This is a genomic window from Verrucomicrobium sp. GAS474, from assembly GCF_900105685.1.
GTDB lineage: Bacteria > Verrucomicrobiota > Verrucomicrobiia > Methylacidiphilales > GAS474 > GAS474.
The window spans coordinates 1-25,576 of sequence record NZ_LT629781.1; the positions used below are offsets into that span (position 1 = coordinate 1).

At 64.2% G+C, this 25,576-nt stretch carries 31 protein-coding genes, 1 tRNA gene and 3 pseudogenes; 7 read left to right on the forward strand and 28 right to left on the reverse strand.

Going from position 1 to position 25,576, the window contains the following annotated elements:
• The 18 genes and pseudogenes from BLU04_RS00005 to BLU04_RS00075 form a co-directional block, all read right to left on the reverse strand.
• A pseudogene (locus BLU04_RS00005) lies at positions 1 to 342 on the reverse strand (hypothetical protein); the annotation flags it as partial.
• 660 nt (positions 343 to 1,002) lie between these two features.
• Entirely contained in the window at positions 1,003 to 1,335 is a 333-nt protein-coding gene (locus BLU04_RS00010) for a hypothetical protein (RefSeq protein ID WP_157894982.1), read from the reverse strand.
• A gap of 286 nt (positions 1,336 to 1,621) precedes the next feature.
• Positions 1,622 to 1,846 (reverse strand): hypothetical protein, encoded by a 225-nt coding sequence (locus tag BLU04_RS16140; protein WP_157894983.1) that lies wholly within the window; start codon positions 1,844 to 1,846, stop codon positions 1,622 to 1,624.
• A gap of 41 nt (positions 1,847 to 1,887) precedes the next feature.
• Positions 1,888 to 2,100: pseudogene (locus BLU04_RS17195) on the reverse strand (DNA cytosine methyltransferase); the annotation flags it as partial.
• Between the two features lie 544 nt (positions 2,101 to 2,644).
• Positions 2,645 to 3,149, reverse strand: a pseudogene (locus BLU04_RS17200) (DNA cytosine methyltransferase); the annotation flags it as partial.
• Between the two features lie 31 nt (positions 3,150 to 3,180).
• A complete protein-coding gene (locus BLU04_RS00030; protein WP_093280616.1) occupies positions 3,181 to 3,402 on the reverse strand; it encodes a hypothetical protein in 222 nt (73 codons plus the stop codon).
• Entirely contained in the window at positions 3,399 to 3,722 is a 324-nt protein-coding gene (locus tag BLU04_RS00035) for a hypothetical protein (protein WP_093280618.1), read from the reverse strand. Before BLU04_RS00035 ends, BLU04_RS00030 begins: the two co-directional genes overlap by 4 nt.
• Positions 3,719 to 3,892 (reverse strand): hypothetical protein, encoded by a 174-nt coding sequence (locus tag BLU04_RS16145; RefSeq protein WP_157894984.1) that lies wholly within the window; start codon positions 3,890 to 3,892, stop codon positions 3,719 to 3,721. The genes BLU04_RS00035 and BLU04_RS16145 overlap by 4 nt, the downstream gene beginning before the upstream one ends.
• Positions 3,893 to 3,910: 18 nt before the next feature.
• Complete coding sequence (locus tag BLU04_RS00040; protein ID WP_093280620.1) at positions 3,911 to 4,267, reverse strand: hypothetical protein; 357 nt, start codon at positions 4,265 to 4,267, stop codon at positions 3,911 to 3,913.
• Complete coding sequence (locus tag BLU04_RS00045; protein ID WP_093280622.1) at positions 4,264 to 5,169, reverse strand: PD-(D/E)XK nuclease-like domain-containing protein; 906 nt, start codon at positions 5,167 to 5,169, stop codon at positions 4,264 to 4,266. The genes BLU04_RS00040 and BLU04_RS00045 overlap by 4 nt, the downstream gene beginning before the upstream one ends.
• Positions 5,169 to 6,200: a hypothetical protein gene (locus tag BLU04_RS00050; protein ID WP_093280628.1), complete on the reverse strand. Its 1,032-nt coding sequence runs from the start codon at positions 6,198 to 6,200 to the stop codon at positions 5,169 to 5,171. The genes BLU04_RS00045 and BLU04_RS00050 overlap by 1 nt, the downstream gene beginning before the upstream one ends.
• A gap of 118 nt (positions 6,201 to 6,318) precedes the next feature.
• Positions 6,319 to 6,768, reverse strand: a complete 450-nt coding sequence (locus BLU04_RS00055; protein ID WP_093280629.1) for a hypothetical protein — start codon at positions 6,766 to 6,768, stop codon at positions 6,319 to 6,321.
• Entirely contained in the window at positions 6,768 to 7,898 is a 1,131-nt protein-coding gene (locus BLU04_RS00060; protein WP_093280631.1) for a hypothetical protein, read from the reverse strand. The genes BLU04_RS00055 and BLU04_RS00060 overlap by 1 nt, the downstream gene beginning before the upstream one ends.
• Positions 7,899 to 7,932: 34 nt before the next feature.
• On the reverse strand, positions 7,933 to 8,076 hold the full coding sequence (locus BLU04_RS16150) for a hypothetical protein (protein ID WP_157894985.1): 144 nt from the start codon (positions 8,074 to 8,076) through the stop codon (positions 7,933 to 7,935).
• Positions 8,073 to 8,249: a hypothetical protein gene (locus BLU04_RS16155; RefSeq protein ID WP_157894986.1), complete on the reverse strand. Its 177-nt coding sequence runs from the start codon at positions 8,247 to 8,249 to the stop codon at positions 8,073 to 8,075. Before BLU04_RS16155 ends, BLU04_RS16150 begins: the two co-directional genes overlap by 4 nt.
• A complete protein-coding gene (locus tag BLU04_RS00065) occupies positions 8,246 to 8,440 on the reverse strand; it encodes a hypothetical protein (protein WP_093280646.1) in 195 nt (64 codons plus the stop codon). Before BLU04_RS00065 ends, BLU04_RS16155 begins: the two co-directional genes overlap by 4 nt.
• On the reverse strand, positions 8,437 to 8,679 hold the full coding sequence (locus BLU04_RS00070; protein WP_093280647.1) for a hypothetical protein: 243 nt from the start codon (positions 8,677 to 8,679) through the stop codon (positions 8,437 to 8,439). Before BLU04_RS00070 ends, BLU04_RS00065 begins: the two co-directional genes overlap by 4 nt.
• Positions 8,672 to 8,881: a hypothetical protein gene (locus BLU04_RS00075; RefSeq protein ID WP_093280650.1), complete on the reverse strand. Its 210-nt coding sequence runs from the start codon at positions 8,879 to 8,881 to the stop codon at positions 8,672 to 8,674. The genes BLU04_RS00070 and BLU04_RS00075 overlap by 8 nt, the downstream gene beginning before the upstream one ends.
• Positions 8,882 to 9,663: 782 nt before the next feature.
• On the opposite strand from BLU04_RS00075, the gene BLU04_RS00085 reads away from it, so the two are divergent.
• The 3 genes from BLU04_RS00085 (at position 9,664) to BLU04_RS00090 (ending at position 11,108) form a co-directional block, all read left to right on the forward strand.
• A complete protein-coding gene (locus BLU04_RS00085) occupies positions 9,664 to 10,146 on the forward strand; it encodes a hypothetical protein (protein ID WP_093280658.1) in 483 nt (160 codons plus the stop codon).
• 151 nt (positions 10,147 to 10,297) lie between these two features.
• Entirely contained in the window at positions 10,298 to 10,498 is a 201-nt protein-coding gene (locus tag BLU04_RS16160) for a hypothetical protein (RefSeq protein WP_157894987.1), read from the forward strand.
• Entirely contained in the window at positions 10,482 to 11,108 is a 627-nt protein-coding gene (locus tag BLU04_RS00090; RefSeq protein ID WP_093280661.1) for an ImmA/IrrE family metallo-endopeptidase, read from the forward strand. The genes BLU04_RS16160 and BLU04_RS00090 overlap by 17 nt, the downstream gene beginning before the upstream one ends.
• Positions 11,109 to 11,191: 83 nt before the next feature.
• On the opposite strand, the gene BLU04_RS00100 is transcribed toward BLU04_RS00090, so the two are convergent.
• The 3 genes from BLU04_RS00100 to BLU04_RS00110 all read right to left on the reverse strand — a co-directional run bounded on the left by BLU04_RS00100 (position 11,192) and on the right by BLU04_RS00110 (position 13,500).
• On the reverse strand, positions 11,192 to 12,172 hold the full coding sequence (locus tag BLU04_RS00100; protein WP_157894988.1) for a hypothetical protein: 981 nt from the start codon (positions 12,170 to 12,172) through the stop codon (positions 11,192 to 11,194).
• A gap of 314 nt (positions 12,173 to 12,486) precedes the next feature.
• Positions 12,487 to 12,563 (reverse strand) — tRNA-Arg (locus tag BLU04_RS00105).
• Positions 12,564 to 12,642: 79 nt separating this feature from the next.
• Complete coding sequence (locus tag BLU04_RS00110) at positions 12,643 to 13,500, reverse strand: rhomboid family intramembrane serine protease (RefSeq protein WP_093280667.1); 858 nt, start codon at positions 13,498 to 13,500, stop codon at positions 12,643 to 12,645.
• Between the two features lie 167 nt (positions 13,501 to 13,667).
• On the opposite strand from BLU04_RS00110, the gene BLU04_RS00115 reads away from it, so the two are divergent.
• Genes BLU04_RS00115 through BLU04_RS00125 form a run of 3 tightly spaced genes read left to right on the forward strand, consistent with a single transcriptional unit; the run spans position 13,668 to position 16,297 of the window.
• A complete protein-coding gene (locus BLU04_RS00115; protein WP_093280670.1) occupies positions 13,668 to 14,057 on the forward strand; it encodes a BlaI/MecI/CopY family transcriptional regulator in 390 nt (129 codons plus the stop codon).
• 11 nt (positions 14,058 to 14,068) lie between these two features.
• Positions 14,069 to 15,751 (forward strand): DUF4019 domain-containing protein, encoded by a 1,683-nt coding sequence (locus tag BLU04_RS00120; RefSeq protein WP_157894989.1) that lies wholly within the window; start codon positions 14,069 to 14,071, stop codon positions 15,749 to 15,751.
• Between the two features lie 48 nt (positions 15,752 to 15,799).
• The gene (locus tag BLU04_RS00125) at positions 15,800 to 16,297 is read left to right on the forward strand and encodes a hypothetical protein (RefSeq protein ID WP_093280675.1); all 498 of its coding nucleotides are present in this window, start codon (positions 15,800 to 15,802) and stop codon (positions 16,295 to 16,297) included.
• 258 nt (positions 16,298 to 16,555) lie between these two features.
• Here BLU04_RS00125 and BLU04_RS00130 read toward each other — a convergent pair whose 3' ends face one another.
• The 4 genes from BLU04_RS00130 to BLU04_RS00145 form a co-directional block, all read right to left on the reverse strand.
• Complete coding sequence (locus tag BLU04_RS00130) at positions 16,556 to 18,076, reverse strand: phytoene desaturase (protein WP_093280678.1); 1,521 nt, start codon at positions 18,074 to 18,076, stop codon at positions 16,556 to 16,558.
• 39 nt (positions 18,077 to 18,115) lie between these two features.
• The gene (locus BLU04_RS00135; protein ID WP_173862556.1) at positions 18,116 to 19,243 is read right to left on the reverse strand and encodes a chemotaxis response regulator protein-glutamate methylesterase; all 1,128 of its coding nucleotides are present in this window, start codon (positions 19,241 to 19,243) and stop codon (positions 18,116 to 18,118) included.
• Between the two features lie 104 nt (positions 19,244 to 19,347).
• Positions 19,348 to 20,178, reverse strand: a complete 831-nt coding sequence (locus BLU04_RS00140; protein WP_093280681.1) for a protein-glutamate O-methyltransferase CheR — start codon at positions 20,176 to 20,178, stop codon at positions 19,348 to 19,350.
• A gap of 132 nt (positions 20,179 to 20,310) precedes the next feature.
• Complete coding sequence (locus tag BLU04_RS00145) at positions 20,311 to 21,657, reverse strand: HAMP domain-containing sensor histidine kinase (RefSeq protein WP_093280684.1); 1,347 nt, start codon at positions 21,655 to 21,657, stop codon at positions 20,311 to 20,313.
• Positions 21,658 to 22,196: 539 nt separating this feature from the next.
• On the opposite strand from BLU04_RS00145, the gene BLU04_RS00150 reads away from it, so the two are divergent.
• Positions 22,197 to 23,063 carry a hypothetical protein gene (locus BLU04_RS00150; RefSeq protein WP_093280687.1) on the forward strand — a complete coding sequence of 289 codons (867 nt, stop codon included), beginning with the start codon at positions 22,197 to 22,199 and terminating at the stop codon, positions 23,061 to 23,063.
• Positions 23,064 to 23,084: 21 nt separating this feature from the next.
• Here BLU04_RS00150 and BLU04_RS16165 read toward each other — a convergent pair whose 3' ends face one another.
• The 3 genes from BLU04_RS16165 to BLU04_RS00160 all read right to left on the reverse strand — a co-directional run bounded on the left by BLU04_RS16165 (position 23,085) and on the right by BLU04_RS00160 (position 25,575).
• Complete coding sequence (locus tag BLU04_RS16165; protein ID WP_157894990.1) at positions 23,085 to 23,222, reverse strand: hypothetical protein; 138 nt, start codon at positions 23,220 to 23,222, stop codon at positions 23,085 to 23,087.
• 154 nt (positions 23,223 to 23,376) lie between these two features.
• Positions 23,377 to 24,444: an amidohydrolase family protein gene (locus BLU04_RS00155; protein ID WP_093280690.1), complete on the reverse strand. Its 1,068-nt coding sequence runs from the start codon at positions 24,442 to 24,444 to the stop codon at positions 23,377 to 23,379.
• Positions 24,445 to 24,462: 18 nt separating this feature from the next.
• Complete coding sequence (locus BLU04_RS00160; RefSeq protein WP_093280692.1) at positions 24,463 to 25,575, reverse strand: LLM class flavin-dependent oxidoreductase; 1,113 nt, start codon at positions 25,573 to 25,575, stop codon at positions 24,463 to 24,465.
• Position 25,576 lies beyond the last annotated feature (1 nt).

A 25,576-nucleotide genomic window follows, 5' to 3' on the forward strand; every position in this document is an offset into this window, starting at 1 on the left:
GTCCGCCGCCGGATCGGCCACCTTGGCGTAAAGCCTCTCGCTGTATGATCCCCGGCACGCGTCGAGTTCGACCACCCAGTCCGGGACCGGCTTGGCGGGCTTCTCGACCGGTCGGGGCGCGACGGGCATCCCCTGGGCGTCCTTGATCTCGAAGAGACCCTGCCAGCCCTGCCGGATACTCTGCTCGATGCGGCGGATGGCTTCGACCTCGCCGAGGGCCGTCATCTCCTCGAGCTGCTTCTGCTCCTGAAGCGGACGGAGCGGCTTGCGGATCTGGGTCCGGTGCTTCCGCCAGTCCCCCCACGCCGCCGCGAAGCGAGCCGACGAAAAAGGAAGCTCCACCTTCTCCCCGCTTGCGGGGGTTGGGGGGTATTAGTACTCTTCTCTTTACTTCTCTTCTCTGGTAACGCTTTTACCGTTACAGATGTAACGCTCTCACCGTTACGAGACCGGTCCACCCGATTCTTCCCAAGTGCCCGTGTCTTAGCGGTTTGCCCATTATGGCGGCCGAAGTTCGAGAGCCGGAGGATGCCTTTTTCCGAGATCATCCACCCAACCGATAGGAGTGCGTCGGCGAAGCCCGTTACGTGAACGATGCGGTCGACCGTTACATGCTGTAACGCTCCGAGCGTTACAAGAGCGTCACCGTCGTCGCCGACCTCGGCGTTGTTGTCGCACCATTCCCAAAACTCCATGAGATGCCCGGCGACCTGGGCAGGCTCCATGTTCAAGGCGGCGGCGATGCGGAGCACCTCGCTCTTCCGGGTGAGCCCCTTGGTCCACTTGATCCAGTCACCGGCCATTGATGTGCTCCTGCTCGACGTTGCGGACCCGCGTCCAGGTATCCGTCGCGCCGTCCTTTGGGCGGCGATCCATCGGCGCATGTAGGATTTGAGGGCGCGATGCCACCGCCAGGGATTCCCCGAACCCAGGCCTTCGCGCTCGGCGTCGCTCAGGTTGTCGCTCGGGCCGGTTCTCGTCGCCGACCGCCGGCGGGCGACGTCAATGAACTCCTGAAGCTCCCCGGAGAGCCAACACCTCGGGATGTAGAGCCACGAGGGTTCGAGGATAATCACCATCTTGTCGCGTGCAGAGGGCCGAGACGGGCCGCCCGACGCGCTTGGCGTAGTAGCGGGAGTGGAGGAGGCAGAAGTCGCCCCACTCGTCGCCGAAGAGCCTCCGCATGATGGCGGCACCGAACTCGGGATGGATCTCCCCCTCCGGACCGTCCATGTTCGGCTTCCCGAAATAGCCTAGGTCGTGAACGAAGAACGCCACCCAAAGCCGGAGGTCGAGCGGGAATCCGTACAGCCGCCACCACCCGATAGCGATCAAGATGGGGTGCAACCAGAAGGCGTGAACCCCGAACAGGATGCTTTTCGTGCCGATCTTCACAACGCCCCCTTCCCCTTCCACTCAGCCAGGCCATAACGTCCACGATCGGCCCGTCGCAACAATGTCCTTATCGATTCCGTGGTGGCCGAGCTTGTAGAGCAACGACGAAATCCGACTCTTGAACCCTCGCAGATCGAGTCCGCCGCGCTGATCGTGCGTTAGTACGACGTGCAGGTGCTCTGCAATATCGACGCTGCGCATGGGTGTTCCCGTTTCCAGAAGCACCTCAAGGATCTTGTCGCGGATAAGGGACGAATCGAGGGCAGCATTCTCCTGACGAGCGGTCTTCGCCTTCGCAGGAGCGGCGGCGGGTGTTTTTAGGCACGCCCCCCTCCTCATCGAGATCGGAGAGCGCGGCCTTCGCCCTGTTGAGTCGGCCGATGTAGTTGGTCTTTCGCTCGAGATCAGCCTTCAGGCCGTGGATCTCGTTTGCCGTTTTAGTGATTTCCAAATCAATGGAATGGATGGGATCATAGATTTTTAGGTGAATGGCTAGACGATCTCCCCTCGGACGAACCGGTAGGCAGAGATGAACTCCGACGCTTGGATAAGGTTGATCGCGTTTCCGTGGGTGCGCAGGCGTCCCACTCGGGCGGGAGCCCCATGAGCCAACGGGAATGTGCCGGGTCAACTGGCCGCCACCGCTCATCCCGGCATCGGAAGCCAATCAGAAGCTCCCCAGAAGCCATTAACCGGGCCGGGCCGCTCCACTTCGGCCCATGTCTCCGGCAAGCCGGACTGCCTCACATCCTCCGCGATGATCCCAGCCGCCAGTTCCGCTTCCTGCTCCAGCCCCGGAGGCGAGCTCTGTCCTCCCCCACTCCGACGCCCGTTGTTTGTGCTCGCGTCATCGCCCGTGAGGACTTGCGATTGTGCTCGCCACTGGCGTCGCCCATCCCGCCAGAGCCGCCGCGTCCGCAGGATTTAATCCGGGGTTCAATCCTCTGCGTTCCTTCGCCCCCGGATCTTCCCCCTTTCCCGTTGGTTCGTCGTGTTCGGTGTGGGCCACCCCGCGAGGTCCGCACTCCGAACCAGACAGGAACATCCGTGCTTCGTTCCGTGCTTCTCCTTCTGCGTCTTGGATCGCCCGTTGGTGTCGTGGGCTTGAGGTGTCGGCCAAGCCGAGGGCAAGGCCGCAATCGTCAGCGGCATCCCGAAGCCGTTCCCGTTCCCCACCCGCTCCTTGGTCGCCAAGCGTCGGGCTTCCCACGTCTCGAAGCTCTCCCCGTCCTGAGCTATCGAGGCGTCCGGCGTCGGCCACCCAGTAGAGGCGCTGTCGGATGTGCGGAGCGCCGACGCTCGCAGAGCAAAAATCAGTCGTCCCGACGGCGTAGTCCGTAGCTTCCAGGTCAGATTGTACAACGTCGAGCCAAGCGAGAGCGTCCTTACTCGCAACCTGCTCGCCAAAGCAAACGACAGGGCGGCGCTCGGCGATAAGGGCGAAGAAGGCGGGCCAAAGATGTCTTTCGTCGTCGAACCCTTTCCCTTGCCAGCGTCCGAGAACGGCTGGCAGGGGCAAGAGCCGGTCCAGACGGGGCGGTCGTCAGGCCATCCGGCGCGACGCAGGGCTCCACTCCAGACGCCTTCTCCGGCGAAGAAATGGCATTGAGTGTAGTTTCGGAGATCGTCTGGCCGAACGTCGACGATGCTTCGTTCGTCGACATCTCCAGGGCAATAAGCCCTGCTCCGATGAGGTTGCGGAGGTACTGCGCGACGTAGGGGTCGACCTCGTTGTAGTAGGCGCGTGCATTCACCGCACCCCCAGGATGATCAAGAGGAGGAAGATCACAACGCCACCTCTCTTTTCCCCTCGCACGTCACCACGAAGGCCAGGGCGTGCTTGTCCCAGCGGCGTTTTCCAGTGAATCCCGACTCTCGGAGCCGGTCGCAGATCTGGTTCGCCATCGTCTCACTATCGGTCCAGAAACGCGGGATTCCGCCCGACGATAGATCCCGCGCCACATCCCGGGCCTTGTGCGGGCCGCGTTCCGCAATGAACTCGCTCACGCCCTCCCCCTTCCCTTGACGTACGCGACGATGTCCCGGACCGTATCGAGATTGAGTTGAGGCTCAACGAGGCGGATCACCTGCCAGCCAAGCAAGGCGGCGGCCAAATATTTGTGACAGTCCTCCACCATGCCGGAGCCCCGCACATGACGGCCCTTAACCCAGATCCCCCCCTCGATCTCAAAGGCGATCTTCATCTCCGGCAAGGCGAAGTCGAAGCGCCACAACCGCGCACCATGGAACTGATGCTCTGGCGTCAGCTTCGGCCCTCCGGCCAGCTTCCAGCGGAATAGGAACTGTTTTTCGAGTGCGCTGCTCACAGGATGGCGTGGTTGAGGTGGGACTTGAGTTCGGCAATGCGCCCGGCGCGTTTCACCTGTTCGGAGAAGTAGACCGCCCCGCCTCCGCGGCGATCCACCTCGTTATAGATGGCCTGCAATTTTGCGATTTCAGCCTCGAGGGCCTTCTTGGTTTTGGGTTTGAAAAACATGTTTGGATGGAGTGATGGTTAGTTGGAAATGAGGTCGAGCTGGTCCGACGGCGCGAGGCGGGCAATCGTCCGGGCCAGGCGGAAATCAACGGTTCGGTACTTGCGGATGAGGTGGCCTCGACTCGGCCCGCTCTTCGATCGGCGAACGACGTGGGGCTCCGCCAGGGCGATAACGCCCAACGTGTCTTTCATGAGCTTGTACGCGTTGCCGATGCAGTTGCGGTCCGCCTTCGGGAGTGAGAGGTCAACCTCATCCGGCCAGAACTCCCCCGCCTTGGCGGCGACTGCAATCGCCACGCATGAGGCACGGAGGGACTGCGTCTTGAAGATGGTCTGAAGCCCGGTCGCCTCCTCTTGGGTCATGGGGGAGTTCATGCGACTCCTTCCTCGTCGGCGGTGGACTCCGCGGGATCGAACACAACCTCGGCGTCCTCGGGGCGCATGAGCGCGTACCGGGGGATTTCCAAGGTGCGGAGCGTCTGCTTGTAGGCGGGCCAGATCCCGGACGCCTCGCACTCCTTGTATTGGGCGAGGAGCGCAGCGCATTCCTCATCGCCCCGGCTGAGGGATTTCACGCCCAACGCGAAGCAGTTCACGGCATAGGGAGGAAGCGGCTCGATGGCGATGAGGACGAAGTATTCCGGGGCGAGCTGGGCCAACGCACCCACGCGGAGGTAGAGGGCCCCCTGGAGGTGATACCCCATGTCGGCGACGGTCTTCGAGAACTCCCAATCCGCGGCGTTGACGGTCTTCTTGATGTCCACGAAAACCCGGCCTTTAATCCGGTCCACGCGGCACCGGAGAGGCAGTCCGGTCACGGGATCGACGGCGAAGATGGATACCTCGTTCTGTCCCTCTCCGGTCAATAGCTCGCGGGCGATGGGATGGGCGAAGACGTTCCGGGCGATGCGCTCGATCGTGAAGGCTTCCTCCTGGTCGATAACCGTCTTCCCGACCGTCTCGGCGTCGAACTTCGCCCACCACGCGATTTGCTCGACCGTCTTCGGCGCGGGCTTGGCGGCGGCGAGCTGTGCCTTGGTGGGGCGATCCGGCGCGTCGGGGGGAATGATAACGCATTCGGCCTTGTACCGTTCCGGCTCCAGGAGGCGGAGGTGGAGGAGCGTTCCGAAACGCATCGCCTCCGTTTCCTTCCGGTTCGCCATCTCGGCCCGCATGTGGGCGGGAGAGCGACGCATAGCCTTGAGCATCGAGGCCGAGACGCCGGGAGCGGCGTGGTACTCGTCGGCGGGGAGCCCGTAGTAAATTCCGGGATTCATTACTTCCCCCCCTCGGTCATGAGGATCTCGAAGCCCCGCTTAAGGTCCGTCTGGAGGTCGACCGGGAGATCGGCGTACCGCTTATAGCCCTTGAATCCCGACCAGCGCGTCGAGGCGGCGGCGAGGACTTCGGCTTGTTCCACCATCTCGGCCTTTCCCCACTTCGCAGCCTCTTCCAGAAGCGATTGGAGATGAGTGGCGGAAGCAGGCGCGTCCCCCATCGGTACATCGTCAGCAGGATCAGCCGGGACGGGACGGGGCGCCGACCGTCCGCGCCGGGGTTCCTCTTCCGGGACAGGCTCGGTCATCATGACCTTGGCTGTCTTGCTCACGCCGTCCTCGCAAACTCTGATCTCGCGAGGCTGAATCTCACTACCGACCGAGATCGCCTCAGCGAAGGAGCGCGAAGGAACGGCGCGTTCCTCCTGGATGCGATCCACGTCGTCCTCGGAATAGACACCAAGGATGATCTCCGGCGCGTGGCGGCGAGCCCATTTCAAAGCCCCGGAGTAGACGAGCTTCTGCTCGGGATCGTTCTTCCACATCTTGTTTTCCGTCTTCGCGTCGCCGACGGACAGGGTGATGGTTCGAGGCTCGGACTCGCCCAGCAGCGTGCCGGAGACGGTGATCGTCATGGCATCCCCCTTGCCGGTGAAGGCGTAGCAAAGGCGCTTCGCCAATCCCGCCCGGGCGTTGATGACTGCGGCGACGAGCTTCCCTTGGAAGGCAAGCTTGCCTCCAACCTCGTACGTTTCCGGCGCTACTGCGAAAGGGTCCATGCCCCACCGGAGGGCCTGGTTGACGACGAGGAAGCAGTTCGCCCGGGCCTGCTCCGCCGTGTTTCCTTTGAGGTGCTTGGGGATGAGCGACGCGGCCGCCATCGACGTGGCGATTCGCCAGATGTGCTCGTATCGGGCGGTGTCGAGAAGGAAGGCATTCGGGCCGTCGTCATGGACGACGCGGATTTCGCGGGAGACAGCGGGCTTGGTAATGAGCGCTTGATTGGATTCAGTGGGAGTGGTTTCGGACATAAAGGTATGGAGTGGGGTTAGTTCGATTTCATCGTCCGCCAGAATTTCCGGCGGGTGGTGAAGAGCTTTCTGCGACGGCGAAGGACGTAGAGGTGGGGTTTAGGAGGTTCAGCAGGCTTCACGCTTCGATCTCCTCCAGGTCGGGAAGGAACTCAACGAGCGTCGCGTCCGGGCAGTGGTTCTTCAGGATCAAAAACATCCGGTCCCAATCCCCGCCGCCCAAGCCGCAACCGATTTTGTGGGGGAAGAAGATCGGAAGGCCCGTAACGGCGGACATTGATTTAATGGCCGGGAGAGCCACCTCGTAGGCGTCGTAATCGGTGGCTGCGCGACCGACGCCCAACTGGCCCGCCAAGTTGGCGATGATGAGTTCCGGGGCAGCCCGGAAGAACGTAACCATACCCGGGCGCAGCTTGTCCGCCGCGCAGAGGCCTCGGTACTCACGACCCAGCAAGGGCCACTTCTCACGGACCTGACCCGCGAGGCCGCCCATGGCTCCGATGCAGTTCACTTGATGAACAAGAATGCCGCGCTCAATGGCGAGGAGATCCCCTTGGATGTGCTTCATTACTTGACCTCCGAGAGCTTGCCGTCCCGGACGACGTACCACGTGTCAGCCTTCACGCCGTCCTCGCCGACATAACCGACCACCACCCGAGGGCGATCCGCGGTGTCGTCCTGGTAGCGGAGAACGACGAGGCCGTCCTTCCCGGCTTTAGCCCGCCCATTTTTTCCGAGCGCAACAGCAATCCCGTAGTTGCCGGTCGCCGCCGCGTGGCCGTAGTAGCCGGTCGCCGCCGCGTGGCCGTAGTCGCCGGTCGCCGCCGCGTGGCCGTAGTTGCCGGTCGCCGCCGCGTGGCCGTAGTAGCCGGTCGCCGCCGCGTGGCCGTAGTCGCCGGTCGCCGCCGCGTGGCCGGAGTTGCCGGTCGCCGCCGCGTGGCCGGAGTAGCCGGTCGCCGCCGCGTGGCCGGAGTTGCCGGTCGCCGCCGCGTGGCCGGAGTAGCCGGTCGCCGCCGCGTGGCCGGAGTAGCCGGTCGCCGCCGCGTGGCCGGAGTAGCCGGTCGCCGCCGCGTGGCCGGAGTTGCCGGTCGCCGCCGCGTGGCCGGAGTTGCCGGTCGCCGCCGCGTGGCCGGAGTTGCCGGTCGCCGCCGCGTGGCCGGAGTCGCCGGTCGCCGCCGCGTGGCCGGAGTAGCCGGTCGCCGCCGCGTGGCCGGAGTAGCCGGTCGCCGCCGCGTGGCCGGAGTTGCCGGTCGCCGCCGCGTGGCCGGAGTTGCCGGTCGCGATTTTCTCAAATTTTTCCGCCGCGGGGCGGCGGGAACGGATGATCTCGAAAGCCTGCCACCAGTTCCCGGAATAGATGACGTTGCCGCGAGGGAACTTCACCTTTCCGTCGAGGTCGACGATGTCCTTTTCGGCGACTTCGACGACGAGCCAGACCGCCTTGGGGTCGTTGACCTTCATGCCGAGATTGCCCTGGCCCCAGAGCCAGCCGTGAAGGCCGTTGCCGCAGTGGGCGGCGGCATTCCAGTCGGGGCATTCAACGGGGCCCTCCTTGGGCCACGTGAAGGAGCTTCCGTGGGGTCCGCGCATCTCCGCCGTGCAGGAACGGAGGACGAGGACGGTTTTGTCGGAGACGGCGGGCGCGGAGGGCTTCTTGGCCTTCGCGGTGATTTTCTTTTTAACGATATTTTTGAGCATGGTTGGTGCGTGGTTGGTGTTTTTTGGGACTGAATTACGGGGTGGAAAAAAGTCGGATAACGGAGTCGACCGCGAGGATGAGGGCGGTGATGAAGACGATTCCCGCGATGACTAGAACCGCGATCATCCCCCACAGGGGCGGCCACATGTCCGGGATGTCCTTCGTGAAGCGGCTCATTCGATGATCCTCCGGGCGGCCTGTACCGACTTGCCTTGACGCTGAAACGTCGGCACGTCGAGGTTCACGCTGGGCGCGGGACGAACCCGGCGCGGAGTGGCAATCCGAAGGCCGCGAACGTCGATCATCGAGGGTGCGGACGCCTTCCTGCGGAAGAAGCGGAGGAGGCTCATCGCATCCCCCTCGCCACCTCAGCGCCCGCAATGCGGGCCGCCTCGGTTCCCTGTCGGAACCCGGCGTGGAAATCTTCCCGGTTCTCGGGAGACATCGCCTCGATGATGGCTGCGTTGGGAATAGCTCCCGAGTCGCCATACGCGAAGCCCGCCTCATACCCGGAATAGAAGAACTCAGTGCGGAGGCTCATCGGCGATTCTCCGGCTCAGTTCCCTGGGGGTGGCGATCGACCTTGTCGAAGTCCGACCGGTCCTCTTCGACCTCCACGCCGCGCACTCGGGCGTCCAGGACGAGGGGGTGGGTGTCCCGGACATGGTCGAGACCGATCTCGACGAAGCGCAGGACGGCAGCCTCGGCGGCTTTCACGTCGGCGATGTCATCGGGCTTGCAGGTGACGCGGACGTGGACGGCGGCGTAGATATCAGCCACGGCGCACTCCTTTCCGCTTCGGGGCCTGGGCGTCGTAGCTGTCGACGAAACCCATGACCAACCGACGAATCGCGAGCGAGGCCGAAACGCCATGCGCCTTGCAGATGGCATCCATCCGCTTTTTCGTGGTGCGGGGCATGCGGAAATTCGCCTGCGTCATCTCGCCCCCATGGGCGTCCTTGAGAATGGAGGAGAGGTTCACGCGCCCCCCTTCGGCAGCGCAGCGCCGTTATAGGCGGCGGCCCACCACACCTTGATCTCCGAGGTCTTGAAGCGCCAATCGCGCATTCCCTCTCGACGATGGGCAGGGATAAGCGCCTTGGGCTTGTGGGAGGCCATGCGCCTAATCCGGCGCGGATGAAGTCCGGTATATTCGGACACCCATGCGATGCCCTCCCAAACAGGGTCAATAGAGGAGGGGGAGGTCATTTGGAGGCCTCCAGATCTCTTGCGAGAAGGTCGGACACATAACGGGAGAAGCTAATCCCGCGTTTAAACGCCAACCGGGATGACGATTTTTTCAGGACCGGGTCTAGCGCTAAGTTCGTCCGAACTTTGGGATGATTCGTCTTTCGATTTGCCATTCACCCATCATTACACAACCTTTGCGCAATGAAAAAGTAAAACTTGAGTCTACAGCAATTATTGCGCAATCTTTATGCTATGGGACAAATACCTATTGACGGAGAAGGAGAAAAACGCGTACGACAAAACATAGCTATCAGCCCATCACTTAAGAATGCGGGGCAGAAGAAGGCGCGAAGCCTGGGGCTATCGTTTTCTCAGTACATCGCTAATCTTTTGAAGCGCGAGGTAGACAGGGAAACGATTGAGCAGGAGGCGAGCAAAAAGGCGAAGATCGCATCCCAGAAGCCGCGCCCGCCACAGCCCCCACGCAAGGAAAAAGGCGAGTAGCTGGCCGAAGTAGATACTCCACCGGCACGCGTTCTGCATTAAGGAAACGATCTTCATTCCATCCATATTATGAGCACCACAAACGGGAGTCGACCGAGTCGGCGTCTAACTTCGTTAGACGCGAAGAAGGCCGTAAATATTAGCTTCCGCTGTTCAACGGAATTTAAAGCCGTACTTATTCACAACGCCCAGAGGCAGGGTTTCGACCTCTCCGGGTGGCTCCTGGACGTATCGCTCCGCGCTCTTCGCGAGGAGGGCATTCAGATATCCGAGGATCTTCCCGAGTACGATGAACCAGAGGCCCCCGGGGGCTCGCGCAATCACCGCATGGCCGAGATGCTGGCAGAACTAGCGAAGGAGGCCCGAGAGAGGGCTGAGCCCTGGGCTAGCGCCAGCGCCGAGGCCGAGCTAGGGGAGATCATACGACAGATCCGCAAGATCAATGACCCGAAGCTCTGGAACGAAGTTCACGAAGTTGTAGCGTGGAAGGGCCGAACGGCCCGGCAGAAGGCCCACGCTCTGAAGTTTCGGCTACAGAAGTACCAGGAATAAGCCGATGATATGACAGGCATGCGCGTTACACTGTGTAAGTAAAGCGTGTTGCATTAAGCCGATTATGAGTTACTCTGAATCAAGGGGTTGAAGACAAATATTTGTTGACATCACGATAGGTTCGGATATATAGGACCGCTCAATAAAACCAATGAACGCTACCACGACCACCTCCGCCCCCGTTGGTCCCGCCACTCGTCAATTCCTAGAATGGTGCGAGAAGGAAAAGGCTAACGGATTGGTTGATATCAAGTTCTTCGCTACCGGCGTCGAGAACACGACGGTCGAAGGCTTCCTGGAGGAGGCAAACAAGGCACTCTCCCCCAAGGCGGCCCATGTCGGAGCCGTCTAGTCCGCACCCCGCCATCACCTTCCTCGAAGTCTGCCAGTCAGTCCTTGAGGTGTTGGCCAGCATTCCGAACCTTCAGCCCCCCATTAACATCATGGGGGATGTCCGAGAGGCCATCGAAAAACGCCTATCGGTGGGTGTTGCTTTCAAGATCCATTTCGAGGAGAACACCTGGACTCCGGAGGCCCTCATCGGGATGCTCCTGCGATATAAAGACCGCGCCCGGGTTATCTATCCCGGAATCAATAATGGGTGCTGGCGTCGCTTCATCATGGCGAAGGAATTGGCCCATCTGATCATCGACACCGATCCCAGTCGCTTCACAACTGATCCGATTCGCCTTGTTCAAGAGCTCATCAACAAAGCGCCACTGCAGGTCGACGGCAGTCAGCCGTTCGAGTCAGAAAGATACGCCATTTACGTGGCTTACGAACTGATGATCCCGTGGCAGTTCAATGCCGAATGCCTCGCTCGCCTGGCTGCTGGACAAACTACTCTTGATCTCGCGAAATGGCTTCGCGTCCCGCAGAAGGCCGTTGAATTCGTTCTGTCGTCCGATTATCAGGCCTCGCGGAAAAAGGCATACGGGCAACTCTCTCCAATGCCGCTTTAGCTCGGCGGTAGAGCACCAGTTTTGCAAACCGATGGTTGTCAGTTCAACCTCGACAAGCATCTCTCTACTTCTTCACCTTCAGATCAAGGCCGCAACGCGAACCACGCCCCCCCGGTCTGGCGTTTGATCGACTTCACGTAGCTCCCCAAGGCGACCGTCTCCGAGTTCCCCATGATCCGCGCCAGCTCCGCCGCTCCGCGTTCGGGATAGGCGGCCAGGAAGTAGGAAGCGAACGAGTGGCGGGGGCCGTTGTCGGGCCACTCCCGCAGCTTCTTTTCGAGCTTTTCATTCGCCTTGATGAGGAGGGCCCGGAAATCGTCGAAGATGTACTTTTGGGTCCGCGAGGCAACCGGCCCGGCCTTCTTTCGATCTGCCGCCGGTATCCAGGCCCGCAGCGCATCGTTGATCGGAACCCAGCGCTCATTGTCCTTCTTCCGGGTTCCCTTTGCCACCTCTCGGCGAATGTGGATGACTCCCTCTTTCCAATCGAAATCCTCCCACTGGAGGCGGGGCCTCCCCCAGGATTCGGAAAATAGCTCGATGGACCGTATTCCCGCAAAACACTTCAAGGCGAGCAGTGCCCGGGTTTCGCCGGAGGAGGCATCCAGAAGCGCCTTCTCTTCCTCAAGGGTCAAGATGATCGGAGCCTTGTACGGAACCTCGATGGGCTCGATGTGGCGGCCCGGGACGCGCATGGGATTCACCGAAACGAAGCCCCGCCGGGTCAGCCATCCGAAAAAGACCGTTGCTCCAAGGTAGTGGCTCCGGCGGGTTTCCATGTCGGGAATCGCCTCCAGAACGGCGAGAAGGTCTTCCGGCCGAACCAGTGCCGCGGGGAGTCCGCCGGAGGCGCGGGCGAAGGGCCCCAGCTTCCATCGGAGGTTCTTGATGGTCCGGTCGGCCCGCTTCATGACATCGCGCTGATGGTCTATGAACTCGTCGATCCGCTGGCGGAGGGTGGAGGTGCTGGCGACAGGGGCGGGGGAATAGGATCGGATCGCATCGGCCATTTGCTGTGGAGTGAGTCCGCGCTCCTTAGCAAGAAGGAGAACGGCCTCGTCCACGTCGGTGGTGGGATTAGCTCGCTTGCCGGAAAAGAAAGCGTCCCTGCGGGCTTTGGCCTCCTCCTTGGCCTTGGTTTGCGAAGAGAAGAAAAGGCGCTTTCGCTTGCCGGTTTCGGAAAATAGAGGAGGGATCACAACAATGAAGCGATCCCCGGCTTTCTGGATGGTGATGGCGGAAATTCGCGGCATAGTGGCTTTTATTGGCTCTTTAAATCGTCCAACTTGGTCTGTTATGGTATCTAACGTCCGTGGGTTATCTGGCTTATACTGCCATTCTATCAGCTTAAAATCAAGCCGAAGACCATATTATAAACTGGTGGTCCCGAGCGGAGTCGAACCGCTGACCTACCCTTTAGGAAAGGGCCGCTCTATCCATCTGAGCTACGGGACCAAAAGACCAAAGAGGACGAAAAGAGGAAGAAAGCCGGGGAAACGCCGCCCCGAAGGCGGGCCGTTCCCCGCGCCCGGGGTTACTTGGCTGCGTCGCGGCGGAGGAGTTCCTTGCGGGCTTCCTCGAGGACGGCCCGCTCGTCGCGGGTCAGGCTTTGCATGCCGGTCTTGGAGATCTTTTCGAGGATCTGGTCGATCGACTGGTGGCGGACTTCCTCGGCGGCTTTCTTCTCGGCCTGGAGGGCGGCGGCCTTGGCGCGCTGCCGGGCCAGCCTGGCCTCTTCCTGCCGCTCCTTCAATGCCTGGAGCCACTCGCCGAGGAAGGGGAAGCGGAGGACGGCGAAGGCGACGCCGATCGAGACCCACATGACCATGAGGTAGGTCCATTCGTGGGCCGCGATGTAGATGAGGGTGAGGACGGCGGTCCACGCGATCGCCATCCACTTCGCCGGGATGCCGAAGAAGAACATCGGGGCCTCGGGGAAGATCAGGGCGAAGGCCATGAAGAAGGCGAGGTTGATGTTCGTCGCCCCGGCGTAGAAGTTCGGCGTATGGGTCAGGAAGGCGACGCCGCAGAGGAGGAGGGCGGGGACGATGGTGAGACCGGCGTAGAGGACGAGGAAGGAGCGGCGGCCGACGGCGCGCTCCAGCGTGCGGCCGAAGAAGAAGAGGATGAGGGCGACGAAGACGAACCAGGGGTCGAGGGCGTTGACGAAGGGATAGGTGACGAGCTGCCAGACCCAGCCGTGCTGGAGAACCTGGGCGGTGGAGAGGGCGAAGAGGTGGACCCAGATGTCGCCGACCCCGGCGGCCTTCGCGAGGGCGAGGGCGACCCAGGCGCCGACGTAGATGGCGACGAGGGTTTCGGCAACGCGGAAGGGCTTCCCTCCCACGTGAAAGAGGGGGTCGTCGTCGGAAGTACGGATCCAGGCTGCCATGGCCCCCCGAATCTGCGCCGAAACGTTATTTGCGGCAAATCCATTTTTTTCCGCCGTCGCCAAAAGAGGGAGGCGTCCCCATGACAGGCCCCGGCGCGAAAAATAAATTTACAAATGTAATCGCATATGCGATTACGTTTGTAGTCATCAAACCGGAGAAAAAACAAATGAAAGCGACCCCGAAGATTTCCGAGGCCGAATGGGAAGTGATGAAGATCGTCTGGCGGACGGGCGGGGCGACGGCCCAGCAGGTCCACGAGGCGCTCTTCCCCGGCAAGGGATGGCAGGAGGCGACGGTAAAGACCCTCCTGAACCGCCTCTTTCGCAAGCGCCTCCTGAAGGCGGAGCGGAACGCCGCCCTCGGCCGCGCCTACCTTTACCGCCCCCTGCTGACCGAGGCCGAATGCCGCGCCGCCGAGGCCGATTCGTTCCTCGCCCGGATCTTCGACGGCTCCCTCAGCCCGCTCCTCGCCCACTTCGTCGCCTCGAAGAAATTGAGCGAGCGGGAAATCGCCGAATTGGAGACGATCCTCGGCACCCACCGGAAAACGAAGTGATCTCCCTTCCGATGAATCCCTCCCTCCTCCTTCCCGTCGAGGTCGCGCTCCGCGGCGGGGCGGCCACCCTCCTGATCCTCCTCGCCGAGGCCGTTCCGTTCTTCCGCGCCCGGCCCGGCTGGCGGCGGCTTTGGTGGATCGCCTCCGCCGGGGCCTTCCTCCTGCCGCTCTTCCCGATTTTCGCGACCGCCGCTCTTCCCTTCCCCGTCCTTGCGCTCTGCGTCGCGTGGGCGGCCGGGACAGCCTTCCTCCTCCTCCGCCTCGCGGGACAGACGTGGCTCACCGCCCGCCGCTGGAACCGCCGCCGCCTCGTCGCCGAGGGGCCGCTCCCCGCGCTCCTCGAGGATTGCAAGGCGAAGGCGGGGGTCACCGCCCCCATCGGCCTCGTCGTCGCCCCGGAAGGGGAGCTTTCCGGTCCCGCCCTCCTCGGCTGGCTCCGTCCCCGCATCCTCCTCCCCGCCGACCTCGCCGCGACGTGGAGCCGGGAGGAGCTGGAGGCCGTCCTCCTCCACGAACTCGCCCACTTCCGCGCCCTCGACATCCCCGGCGACTGGATTTTCTCCCTCGCCCGCGCCGTCCAGTGGTTCAACCCCTTCGCCCACCTCGCCTACCGGCGCTGGCGGATCGCCCGGGAAGAGGCCGCCGACGCGGCGACGCTCTCCCTCCTCGCCGAGACGGAGAACGACGCCCCCCGCTTCTACGGCGACCTCCTCCTCCGCCTCGTCAAGCGCCAGAACGAAACCCCCTTCCACCCCCACGGCGCCCTCGCCATCGCCGAATCGCACGCAACCCTCAAGCAGAGACTCCGGATGATCGTCACCCCGCCTTCCCCCAAGAACACGTTCCCCTGCGTCCTCCTGACCGTCCTCCTGGCCGGACTCGTCACCTTGACCGTCACCCTCCATCCCGCCTACGCCGCCCCCGCGCCCGCGCCGATCACGGTCCCCGCAGCCGAGATCGAGGCGGCGAAGAAAGCGGCGGTCGCGGCCATGGAACCGTGGCTGAAGCAGGAAGACGCGGGCGACCACGTCGGCTCGTGGAAAGCCGCCTCCGCCTACTTCCGGGAGAACGTCACGCAGGATCAGTGGATCGCCGCCAGCAAGTTCGTCCACGACTCCGTCGGCCATACCCTGCGCCGCACGCTCGCCTCGACGATGCTGGAGCAGGGAGTCGTCGAGACGAACTCCCCTCCCCTCGCCAATCCCCTGGTCATCGCCCAGTTCCACACCGCCTTCGACGGCGCCGCCGATGCCGTCGAGACGGTCACCTTCCAAAAGGACGCCGACGGGGTCTGGCGGGCGGCGGGGTACTACGTCAAGCCGGCCAATACCGCCGACGGCGCGACCCCCGACGATCCCGACAAGAAAAAGGCCCTCGCCGCGATGGCCCCATGGCTGAAGAAAGGCGACACCGGGGACTACGCCGCCCAATGGAAAGAGGCCTCCGCCTCCTTCAGGAAAAGCTGCACGCTCGACAAATGGCTCGAGGCGACCCGCAACGTCAACCTCGGACCCTGCCTTTCCCGGACACTGATGTCGGCGGCGATCGGGACGGATGCCGACGGCCCCCAGGTCACCGCCAAATACCGGTCCTCGTTCAAGAACGCCGCGTCGACGATCGAGACCGTCGTCTTCGTGAGGGAGTCCGACGGGGTCTGGCGGGCCGCGGCCTATTACTTCAAGCCGACCGATTAGCCCCTCTTTTGGGCTTTACCCCGCCTGGAAAGCCGCGAAATTGTCCCGATGCCCGTTTATCCGATTTGGGGAGCCCTGGCTCCCGAGCAAGCGCACGAGATTTTCCTGACCGCGCAGGAGTCGCAGAAGAAGCTCTACAAGACCGCCGTCGAGACGCTTTCCAAGTACATGGGGAAGCGCCCGAACCACGTCCTGGAGATGCCGAAGACGGAGCGCCACGCCGCCTGGGCCGAGCTGCTGGCCCACCCGCAGCTGGAACCCCTCGGCTTCAACTTCCTCTGCCACTGGCTGATCGAAAAGCAGAGCCCCCTCCTCATCAGCTGGCTCGACGCCCTCGGCATCGCCCACGACGGCAAGGGCGTCGTCGAGACCTTCCCCCCCGCCCCGTCGAAGGAAAAGCTGAACGCCGCCCTCGACGTCGTCCTGGCGAAATACGACGCGAAGACGGTTTCGATCTACCTCCGCACTTTCAACGAGATCGAAGGAGTCGATTGGGCCGATCTCGACGCGATCCTGAACAGCGACCCGCGGCTGAAGCTGGGGTAGGAGGGGGAAAGGGTTCGCGAAGGGGGCGGTGAATGCCCTTCGGGACTGGATACAAACCCTGTACAGCTGGAGGCGATCCGCACGTGTTGTAAGACGCAAGAGGGGCTTCGTCCCTCCTGGACCTCCCCGTCTGATAGGCCTGAACTGTTCTGGCCCTACCGCATTAGGCCGTCCACTTCGGCTAGAGAATGTCCGCTAGTTCCCTTGTCCGCTTGGGAGGAACCACGCGTCCTTAGGCTGGGGGGGGGATCGAAGCCGCTAAACCCCGTACACCTCGTCCGGCGGCGGGATCACCCGGTCGAGGACCTTTGCCGACGACAGCACCCCCGGGACGCCCGCCCCGGGGTGGGTTCCCGCTCCCACGAGGTAGAGGCCGTCGACGTCCTCGGAGACATTGTGCGGGCGGAACCAGGCGCTCTGCGTCAGCGTCGGCTCGAACTGGAATGCCGCGCCGAGGTGGACCTGCTGCTCCCGCTCGAGGTCGGCGGGCGTCGAGATCCGGCGCGTGACGACATGGGCGCGGAGGCCGGGGCAGCAACGCTCCTCGACCACCTTCAGGATCGCCTCGGCATAGGCCTCCTTCTTGTTTTCCCAATCGATCTGCCCGAGCCGGTTCGGCACCGGGGAGAGGACATAGAACGCCTCATGCCCCGGGGGCGCGAGCGAGGGATCGGTCCGCGTCGGCGCGTGGAGGTAGAGGGAAAAATCGTCGGCGAGGATCTTCCGCTCGAAGATGTCGGCGAGGAGTTCCCGATACCGCTCCGTGAGGAGGATCGTGTGGTGGGCCAGGTCGGGGTAGGTCCGGTTCGTCCCGAAGTAGAGGACGAAGAGGCCCATCGAGTAGCGCATCCCGTCGAGCCGCGCGCCGGTCCACCGCTTCCGCGCCCAGGCGGGGAGGAGCTTCCGGTAGGTCGTCGCCGTGTCGGCGTTGGAGACGACGACGCGCGCGCCGAGCCGCTCCCCGTGGAGGTTCCCGCCCCCCCGCAACCGGACTCCCTCGACGACGGGCCGCTTCCTTCCGATCCCCTGGCGAACGAGGATCTCCTCGACCGGCGCGTTGAGACGGACCTCGCCGCCCATTCCCTCGAAGAGGTCGATCAGCGCGGTGACCAGGGCTCCCGTCCCGCCGATCGCGAAGTGGACGCCCCACCGTTTCTCGAGCGCGTGGATCATCGAATAGATCGACGAGACGGCGTAGGGATTCCCCCCGACGAGGAGGGGATGGAAGCTGAAGACCTGCCGCAGCTGCGGATCGCCGATATGCCGCGCCACCAGCGCATGGACCGACTCGAAGGAGCGGAGCCGGATCAGGTCGGGGGCGACGCGGACCATGTCGGCGAAGGTCGAGAACGGCTGGTCGGCGAGGTCGAGGAAAGCCCGCTTCAGGATCGCCTCGCTCCGTTCGGCGAAGCGGCGGTAGCCCGCCACGTCGGCGGGGCTGAAGCGGCCGACCTCGGCGGCGATCTCCTCGCCGTCCCCGGTGTAATCGAACCGTTTCCCGTCGGGGAAGAGGATGCGGTAGAAGGGATGGCAGGGGACGATGCGGAGGTGATCGGCGGTCTTCTTCCCGGCGAGGGCGAAGAGCTCGTCGATCAGGAAGGGGGCGGTGAGGATCGTCGGCCCGGCGTCGAAGGTGAAGCCGTCCTGCCGCCAGACGTAGGCCCGGCCTCCGGGCTGGTCCCGCGCCTCGAGGAGCGTCGTCCGATAGCCCCGGGCCTGGAGCCGGATGGCGGCGGCGATCCCCCCGAAGCCGGAGCCGACGACGAGGGCGGGCTTCATGGGAGACGCGGGAATCGCAAGGGGCCGGCTGGAGCCTGTCTAGGCGCCGCCGGAGGGCGCGGCCTTCCGCGCCTGCCGGACGGCGGCATTCATCAGCGCCTGGGGGAAGTCCCCGAGGGGGAGCATCTGCTCGGCGGCGCCGAGCTCCATCGCCGCGCGGGGCATCCCGAAGACGACGCACGTCTCCTCGTTCTGCGCGTAGGTGATCGAACCTTTCTGCCTCAACTTCAGGAGGCCTTCGGCCCCGTCCTTGCCCATGCCGGTGAAGAGGCCGCCGACGGCGTAGGGGGCCGCGCCCGCCTCGACGGCGGAGGAGAAGAGGACGTCGACCGCCGGGCGCTGGTGCCAGACCGGCTCGGTCTTCGTGAGGGAGACCCGGTAGCGCTGCCCGATCCAGTGGAGGACCATGTGGTAATCGCCGGGGGCGACGAGGGCGAGGCCGGGCTCGACGACGTCGCCGTCGATCGCCTCGCGGACGTCGAGGTCGCAGAGGGAATTCAGGCGGTCGGCGAAGGCCTTGCTGAAATAGGGGGGGATGTGCTGGACGATGCAGATCCCGGGAACCTCCCGGGGCATGCGGACGAGGACCTCCCGCAGCGCCTCGGTCCCGCCCGTCGAGGCGCCGAGGAGGAGGAGCTGCCGGGGATGCCACTGGGGCGTCCCGGCGGGCCGCCCGGGGATGAGGGAGGGGGCGGGCGCCGTCGTCCGGGCCGCGGCGGCGCGGGTGGCGATGGGGGCGGGGGCCTGGGGGAGGTTCCGGACCTTCGCGCGGGCGGCCGCCTTCACCTTCTCGATGAGCTGCGTCCCCATGTGGCCGACGGAGGAGGAGCCGTCAGGCTTCCCCAGGACGTCGACGGCCCCCGACTGGAGCGCCTGCATCGCCGCGGCGGAGCCCTTCTGCGAGAGGGAGCTGAAGATGATGATCGGCATCGGATGATGCTTCATCAGGATCTTGAGGAAGGTGAGGCCGTCCATCCGCGGCATTTCGATGTCAAGGGTCAGGACATCGGGATTGAGCTCCAGGATCTTGTCCCGGGCGACGTAGGGATCGACGGCGGTGCCGACGACCTCGATGCCGGAGTCCTTCCCCAGCTGGTCGGTGAGGAGGCGGCGGACGATGACCGAATCGTCGACGACGAGGACTTTGATTTTGCGGTCGGCGAACATGCGAGGAGGGGGAAGTAAAAACCGTATCGGACTTTCAGCCCCGTTTCCAGAACCTTTCGTCCACTTAAAAACCCGTTTCGGCCGACCCGTTGCGGGAGGCGGCCCTAAAGCGGCTTCTGGTAGATGGCGGGACGGATCGCCTTCAGGCCGTGCTTGATCCCGGTGAGGCTCTCGGAATGGCCGATGAAGAGGTAGCCGCCGGGGACGAGGACCTCGGAGAGCTTCGCCACGAGCTGCTCCTGCGTCGGGCGGTCGAAGTAGATCATGACGTTGCGGCACCAGATGAGCTGGAAGGGCTCGGTGAAGGGGTACTTCGGCTGGAGGAGGTTGATGTGGGTGAAGTTGACCTGCTTCCGGGCCTCCTCGCGGACGCGGTAGTAGCCGGTCCACTCGTCGATCCCGCGCTGGAAGTAGGTCTTCATCCAGTCGGGCCGGACGTCGCGGAGCCGCTCCTCGGCGTAGACCGCCTCGCGGGCCTGCGCCAGGATCTTCGTCGAGATGTCGGTCGCCTCGACCTTCCACGTCCATCCGGGATTGCGGCGGAAGTAATCGGTGAGATGGATCGCGACCGAGTAGGGCTCCTCCCCCGACGACGAGGCGGCGCTCCAGACGCGGAAGCTCTTCTTCCCGTGCTTCGCCCCTTCGGCCAAGGCCCACGGCAGGACGGTCTGCTCCATGAACTCGAAGTGCTTGATCTCCCGGAAGAAGAAGGTGTGGTTCGTCGAGATCGCGTCGATGAGGTGGGTCAGCTCCTCTTGCCCGTTGCGGCTGTCGAGGAAGGCGATGTAGGCGGAAAAGCTCTCGATCTTCGTCGCCCGGAGCCGCTTGCCGAGGCGGGCCGTGACCAGTTCGCGCTTGTTCGGCCCGAGGTCGATCCGGCTGTATTCGTAGACGAGCTTGCGGATCCGCTCGTATTCCTGATCGCTGAGTTGCATGTGATTAAAGGGGGAATCCCACGGTAAGAGACCCCGCGGGGACGGTCAAAGCCTTTGGTGCTTTCACGCAAATCGGATATTACTCATTTCCGCCTGGGGGGGGATGCGGTCGGTCCCGAGATCGGCCCCGGTTTATTCGTCCCCCAGCCACTTCGTCAGGATCACGCTGAATGTCGAGCCGACGCCGAGCTCGCTCCGGCAGGCGACGTCGCCCCCCATTTCCCGCGCGATCCGGCGGACGATCGATAGGCCGAGGCCGTTCGAGCTTTCCCCGCCGGTCGGCTGCGGGGTGAGGCGCTCGAACTTTCCGAAGAGCCTCATCTGGTCCGCCGGGCTCAAGCCGGGACCCCGGTCGATCACGTCGAGGGCCCAGCCCTCGCGGATGCTGGGGGTCGATGCCTTCACGTTCGCCGCGACGACCTCCGCCGAGCGGATGCGGAGGGTGACGGGGCGGCCGGGGGGGGAATACTTGATCGCGTTGGAGAGGAGATTGTCGACGAGCTGGACGAGGAACCGCTCGTCGGCCAGCACCCGGACGAGGGGGAGCCCCGCGGCGTACGGCTCCCACACCAGGTCGATCCGCTTCGCCGCGGCGGAGGAGCGGTAGGTGTCGACGACGCCGGAGACGATGTGGGCCAGACCGCACGGGCCGAGCTCGTAGCGGATCTTCCCCTCCTCGATCGCGTTCACGTCGAGGAGATCGCCGACGAGGCGGCGCATCCGTTCCGAGGCCTCGACGATCTTCTGCGCCAGCGCGGCGGTGCGGGGACTCTCCTTCACCAGCTCCCCCTCGATCAGCTCCGCGTAGCCGATGACGATGCTCAGGGGGTTCTTCAGGTCGTGGGCCGCGATGCCGAGGAACTCGGTCTTCTCGCGGTTCAGGCGGAGGAGCTCCTCGTTCGATTCCCGCATCGCCCGCATCGCCCGCTCCCGGCCCCGCTCGAAGATCAGGCCGAGGCCCGCCATGAAGAGGATCAGCGCGAGGTACCCCGCCCCGGTGACGATCCCCTCCCACTTCGGGTCGTAAAAGCGGGGAACCGCGACGCCCGCGATATCGATCGCCGCGAAGATCCCCGCCGCCACGAGGCAGAGGAACGACCAGACGAGGGCCGCCCGTTCGGTCCCGAGGAGGAGGGCGCAGAGCGGGATGCTGACGAGCCAGGCGACGGCATGGCCCTGGATCCCCCCCTCGATCGCCGAGAGGGCCGAAAAACCGAGGATCAGGATGGCGCAGAACGCGTTCGCCGAATAGGAAAGCCGCAGCGTCCGCCGCAGCCCGAAGGGAACCAGCGCGAAGGCGAGGCTGCAGAGCGCGACGATCAGCGCCCCCCAGAGATGGCCGATCCCGAGGTAGAACGCCACATAGGTCACCCCGAACCCGGCTCCCCAGAAGCCGAAACGGACGATCATCCGCGCCTTGCGGGCCGATTCCGGATCGGCCAGGAGGCAGGGGGGGATGAGTCGCTCGATGAAAATCACGTATTACAGGAATAGCCCGATCCCCTTTGCCGGTAAAGTTTTGCGGCGCAAAATATCGACTACCCCGCGGGGGGTGTTTCTACCTGTTTGCCTCCCCTTCCCCCGATCCCGGAGGATCACGGCGGAGACGGTGAGGCCGCGCTTTTTAGACTCGCTCCCCCCTCCTCCTGCGGCAGGACATCTATGCCACCGCCGCCCTCGCCGGGATCGCGGTCTACCTCCTCCTCCAGCGGCTCGGCATGAGGCGGTCGGCCGCCTTCGGCATCGGCTTCCTCGTCGTCGCCGCGCTCCGGCTCGGGGCCGTCGCCTGGAACTGGCAGCTTCCCGTTTTCAGGCTCTCCCGACCTCTGCTCCGGATTTCACCCGATCCCCAGCCCGGCCTCCTTCCGGCAACGGCAGGTTCGCCGGGTTTTTGCTTGAGAATTGATTATCAACTTTGTTTATAAAAAGATTTACAAGAAAGGGCGAACGTTGAATACTAGAATCGGTTTTATAGCAACCGCATCGAACCCCCGGAGAATCCAACCCCAAAGGAACCCATGATCCCCCTCTCCCGCCATCGCCTGCTCGCCTCGGCCCTCCTCCTGCTGGGAGGCACCCTCCTCGTCGGCGCATCCTCGGCCGAAGCCCAGGTCACCAATGGCACCCTCGAAACCTGGGCGACCACCCCGACCGGCTGGACCACCGCCACTGTCCCCAACGGGACGGTCGGCGTCGGCACAACGGCCACGCCGATCCAGATCGCGGGCCTGACCTCGGGTTCGACCTCGGCTGCCTACCTCCCGGTCGGGAGCGCGATGTCGCAGGACTCGTCCTCCAGCCTCACCAATTTCTCGCTCAGCTTCGTCGTCGCCGCCACCGATCCGGGTAACGGCAACCGCAGCTTCAACCTCGCGCTCGGCCCCCAGGATACCAACATCAGCCAAAGCGGCAGCCTCAGTGCCACGTTCATCAACCTGAAGGTGATCGGGACCAGCACGCCGGGAACGCTCCAGTTGCAGACCTACAACGGTTCATGGCAAACCATCGGGACACTCCAGTCCTCGACCTTCAATACCGGCACCAACACCTTCACGACCCTCAACGCCTACGACTTCACGATCACCGGGTCGTTCTCGAACACCTACGGGGCCTCCCGCTACACCATTTCCTACCTCCTCGAGGGATCGAGCACGCCGACGGTCATCAGCAACATCAGCTATTTCCAGGGCGATCCCAACGGCTCCGCCCTCGGCCTGGTCGAGTTCAACGGCAGCTCCTCCCAGAGCGGCTACGCCATCGACAACATCGTCCTCGCCGCCGTCCCGGAGCCGGGGACGAACCTCCTCCTCGGCCTCGGCGGCCTCCTCTTCCTCACCGTCCTGGGACGGCGCTCCCTCGAGCGAGCCCGCTCGATCGCGGCCTGAGACGGAGACGACGAATCTCGATTAGCCGTGCGGCCAAGCCCGGGCCAGATCGGCGCCGAAGGCGCGGCAGGCATCGGGAGGGACCTCCGCCCCGTCGGCGTTGGCGTAGGGAATCTCGATGCTGTTGGAGAGCCGGACTTCGGGAAGCTTCGCACCCACCGGGCGAAGGATTCCCCCTGGCGGAACGACGCCGCGACATTCCAATCGTGGCCCCAAGGAAAGAGGGCGTCCGCGCCGAAAGAAAGGGACCCCCTCCGGCTCCGATGGAGGGCCGCATCGATTCCCGCCGCGCCCCAGTCGCGGCTTACTGATCTCAGAGTAGAACTGCGGTTCCAGGTTTTTTGGACGCGGCGCGCACTTTGGAAGCGAGAAGGGCCTCGCCATTACCGACGAGGATTTGACGCCGTTCGTGGGAGCTAAGGTCGGCCTCCTCGACGGCGCGCAGGTTCGGCGCGATATCGACGAGCGGGTAGTCGCTGCCGAAGAGGAGCCGATCGGCACCGAAGGTCTCGGCGGCCAGGGCGAGCGCCCGGGGGCCGCGCCCGACGACGCCCGTATCGAGGTAGACGCGCCGAAGCGCCGAGCGGGGGTCGGCAGGACCTTGGCCGCTGCGATGGGCGTAGTCCTCGATTCCCTCGACCAGGAAGGAAATAGATCCGCCGAGCATGGCGATCTGGATGGTCACGTCGGGGTAGGGCTTCAGAAACCCAGTGAGCGTCAGGGTAAAGATCGCTCCCGCGAATTGCGTGTAAGAGTCGAGAAGCCAGCGCTGCCGCCCCGGCTCCTCGAGCCCCGCATCGGGGAATCGAAGCTGTCCCGGGATCGCAGGGCTCGCAGGGCCGGTGTGGAGGTAGAGATGGCTGCGGCACCGCTGCGCCACTTCAAAGATGGGGGCGAGCTTTCGCGCGCCTTCCAGCGTAAAGAAGGCGCCGACGGGAAGCGTGGCTCCGAGGAGGCCGAGCTCCCGATGGGCCCGCTCCAGTTCGACGGCGGCCCATTCGATATCGGAAGTCGGAAGGATGGCGAGGCCGAGGAGGCGGTCGGGATGCGCCTCGACGAGGGCGGAAAGATCCTCGTTGTAGGCTTTCCACAGGGGTTTCGCTTCCTCGGCGGAAAGGAGGGCGTCGGTCCCCAGCGTCGTCGGCCACGAGATCACCTGCCGCTCGACGCCCGAGGCGTCGAGGCGCCGCAGCCTTTCTTCGACGGAGAGGAAGCCGAGGGCGATGGGAAGCTGCGCCAGCCCGATGCCGCCCTCGCGCGAGAGGAAGAACTTCTCCCCCTTCTCGTTCTCCACGATACGCGGCACGCGCGTACGGCGGGAGAAGAGCTCCACGACGCGCGGGGAGAACCAGTGATTGTGCCAATCGACGATGCCGGCCATGCGACGCTCCTTCCCCGATCAGGCCGAAGCGGCCTCGAGTTCCCGATAGGAGATGTCGCTTCGCTTCTTGAGGATCGAATGGACGCGGGGGACGACTTCGTGGATGAACCGCTCCTGCTCCTCGAAGAGAGGGGAGAAGGAATGGAGGAACGTGGTGAGGCCGACGTCGTAGAAATCGACGATGCGCTGCGCCACGTAGTCGTAGCTGCCGATGAAACCGGCGGCGGTGCCGCCCCCGGCTCCGAGGCGTCGGGCGTCGCCCTCCTTGGGACGCTTGGCAACGTGCTGGGCTTTCGGGTCGATGAGTTCCCGGCGACGGGTCTCCTCGACGAGATCGACGGTCCCGAGGCGCGCCTCGAGCGAGGCGACGAATTCCTTCGCCTCCTTGTCCGTGGGCCGCGCGCCGACGAAACCGGCGATGCCGAAGTCGAGCGGCCTTCCGCTGCTGCGGGGACGCCGGGCGATATCCCGCACCAGCTCGGCGGCCTCCTCGAGCGGACGGCCGCGGGTGAGATGGGTGTCGACGAGCTCGGCGGCGAGATCGCGCGAGGGCTCCGATTCGCCGCCCATGTAGATGTAGGGCCGCTTCCGGTGAATCCCGGCGGGACGCAGCGTGTAGTCGGTGACGTTGAAGCTCTCGCTCTGGTAATTGACGGTCTTTCCCTCCATGAGGTCTCGGACGATGCGGAGCCACTCGCCGCCGTAGGAGTGCCGGACACCGTGCTCGAGGAAGCCGATGCCGGAGTTGACGAGCTCGGGCTTCGACCAGCCGTTGATGAAATTGAGGGCGAAGCGTCCGTTGCTGATGTCCTCGATGCCGAGGGCCATCTTCGCCAGGACGCAGGGATGGTAGAGGAGGGGTTTGATGGCCGCGATGATCTCGATCTTCGAGGTGACCGCCGCCGCGGCCGCGCAGGCCGTCCAGGCTTCGAGGACCTCGCTCTCGTGGTTGCCCGAGGCGCCGATGGTGTGCTGCGCGAAGAGAACCGACTCGAAGCCCAGTTTCTCGGCATGGAGGACGACCTGTTTGGAAAGCTCGAAACGGGCCTCGCGGCGCTCGCCGGGACCGTAGACCCAATCGCCGGAGTGGGGTGCCCAGATGCCGAAACGGGGAAGTCTTCTGCTGCTCATA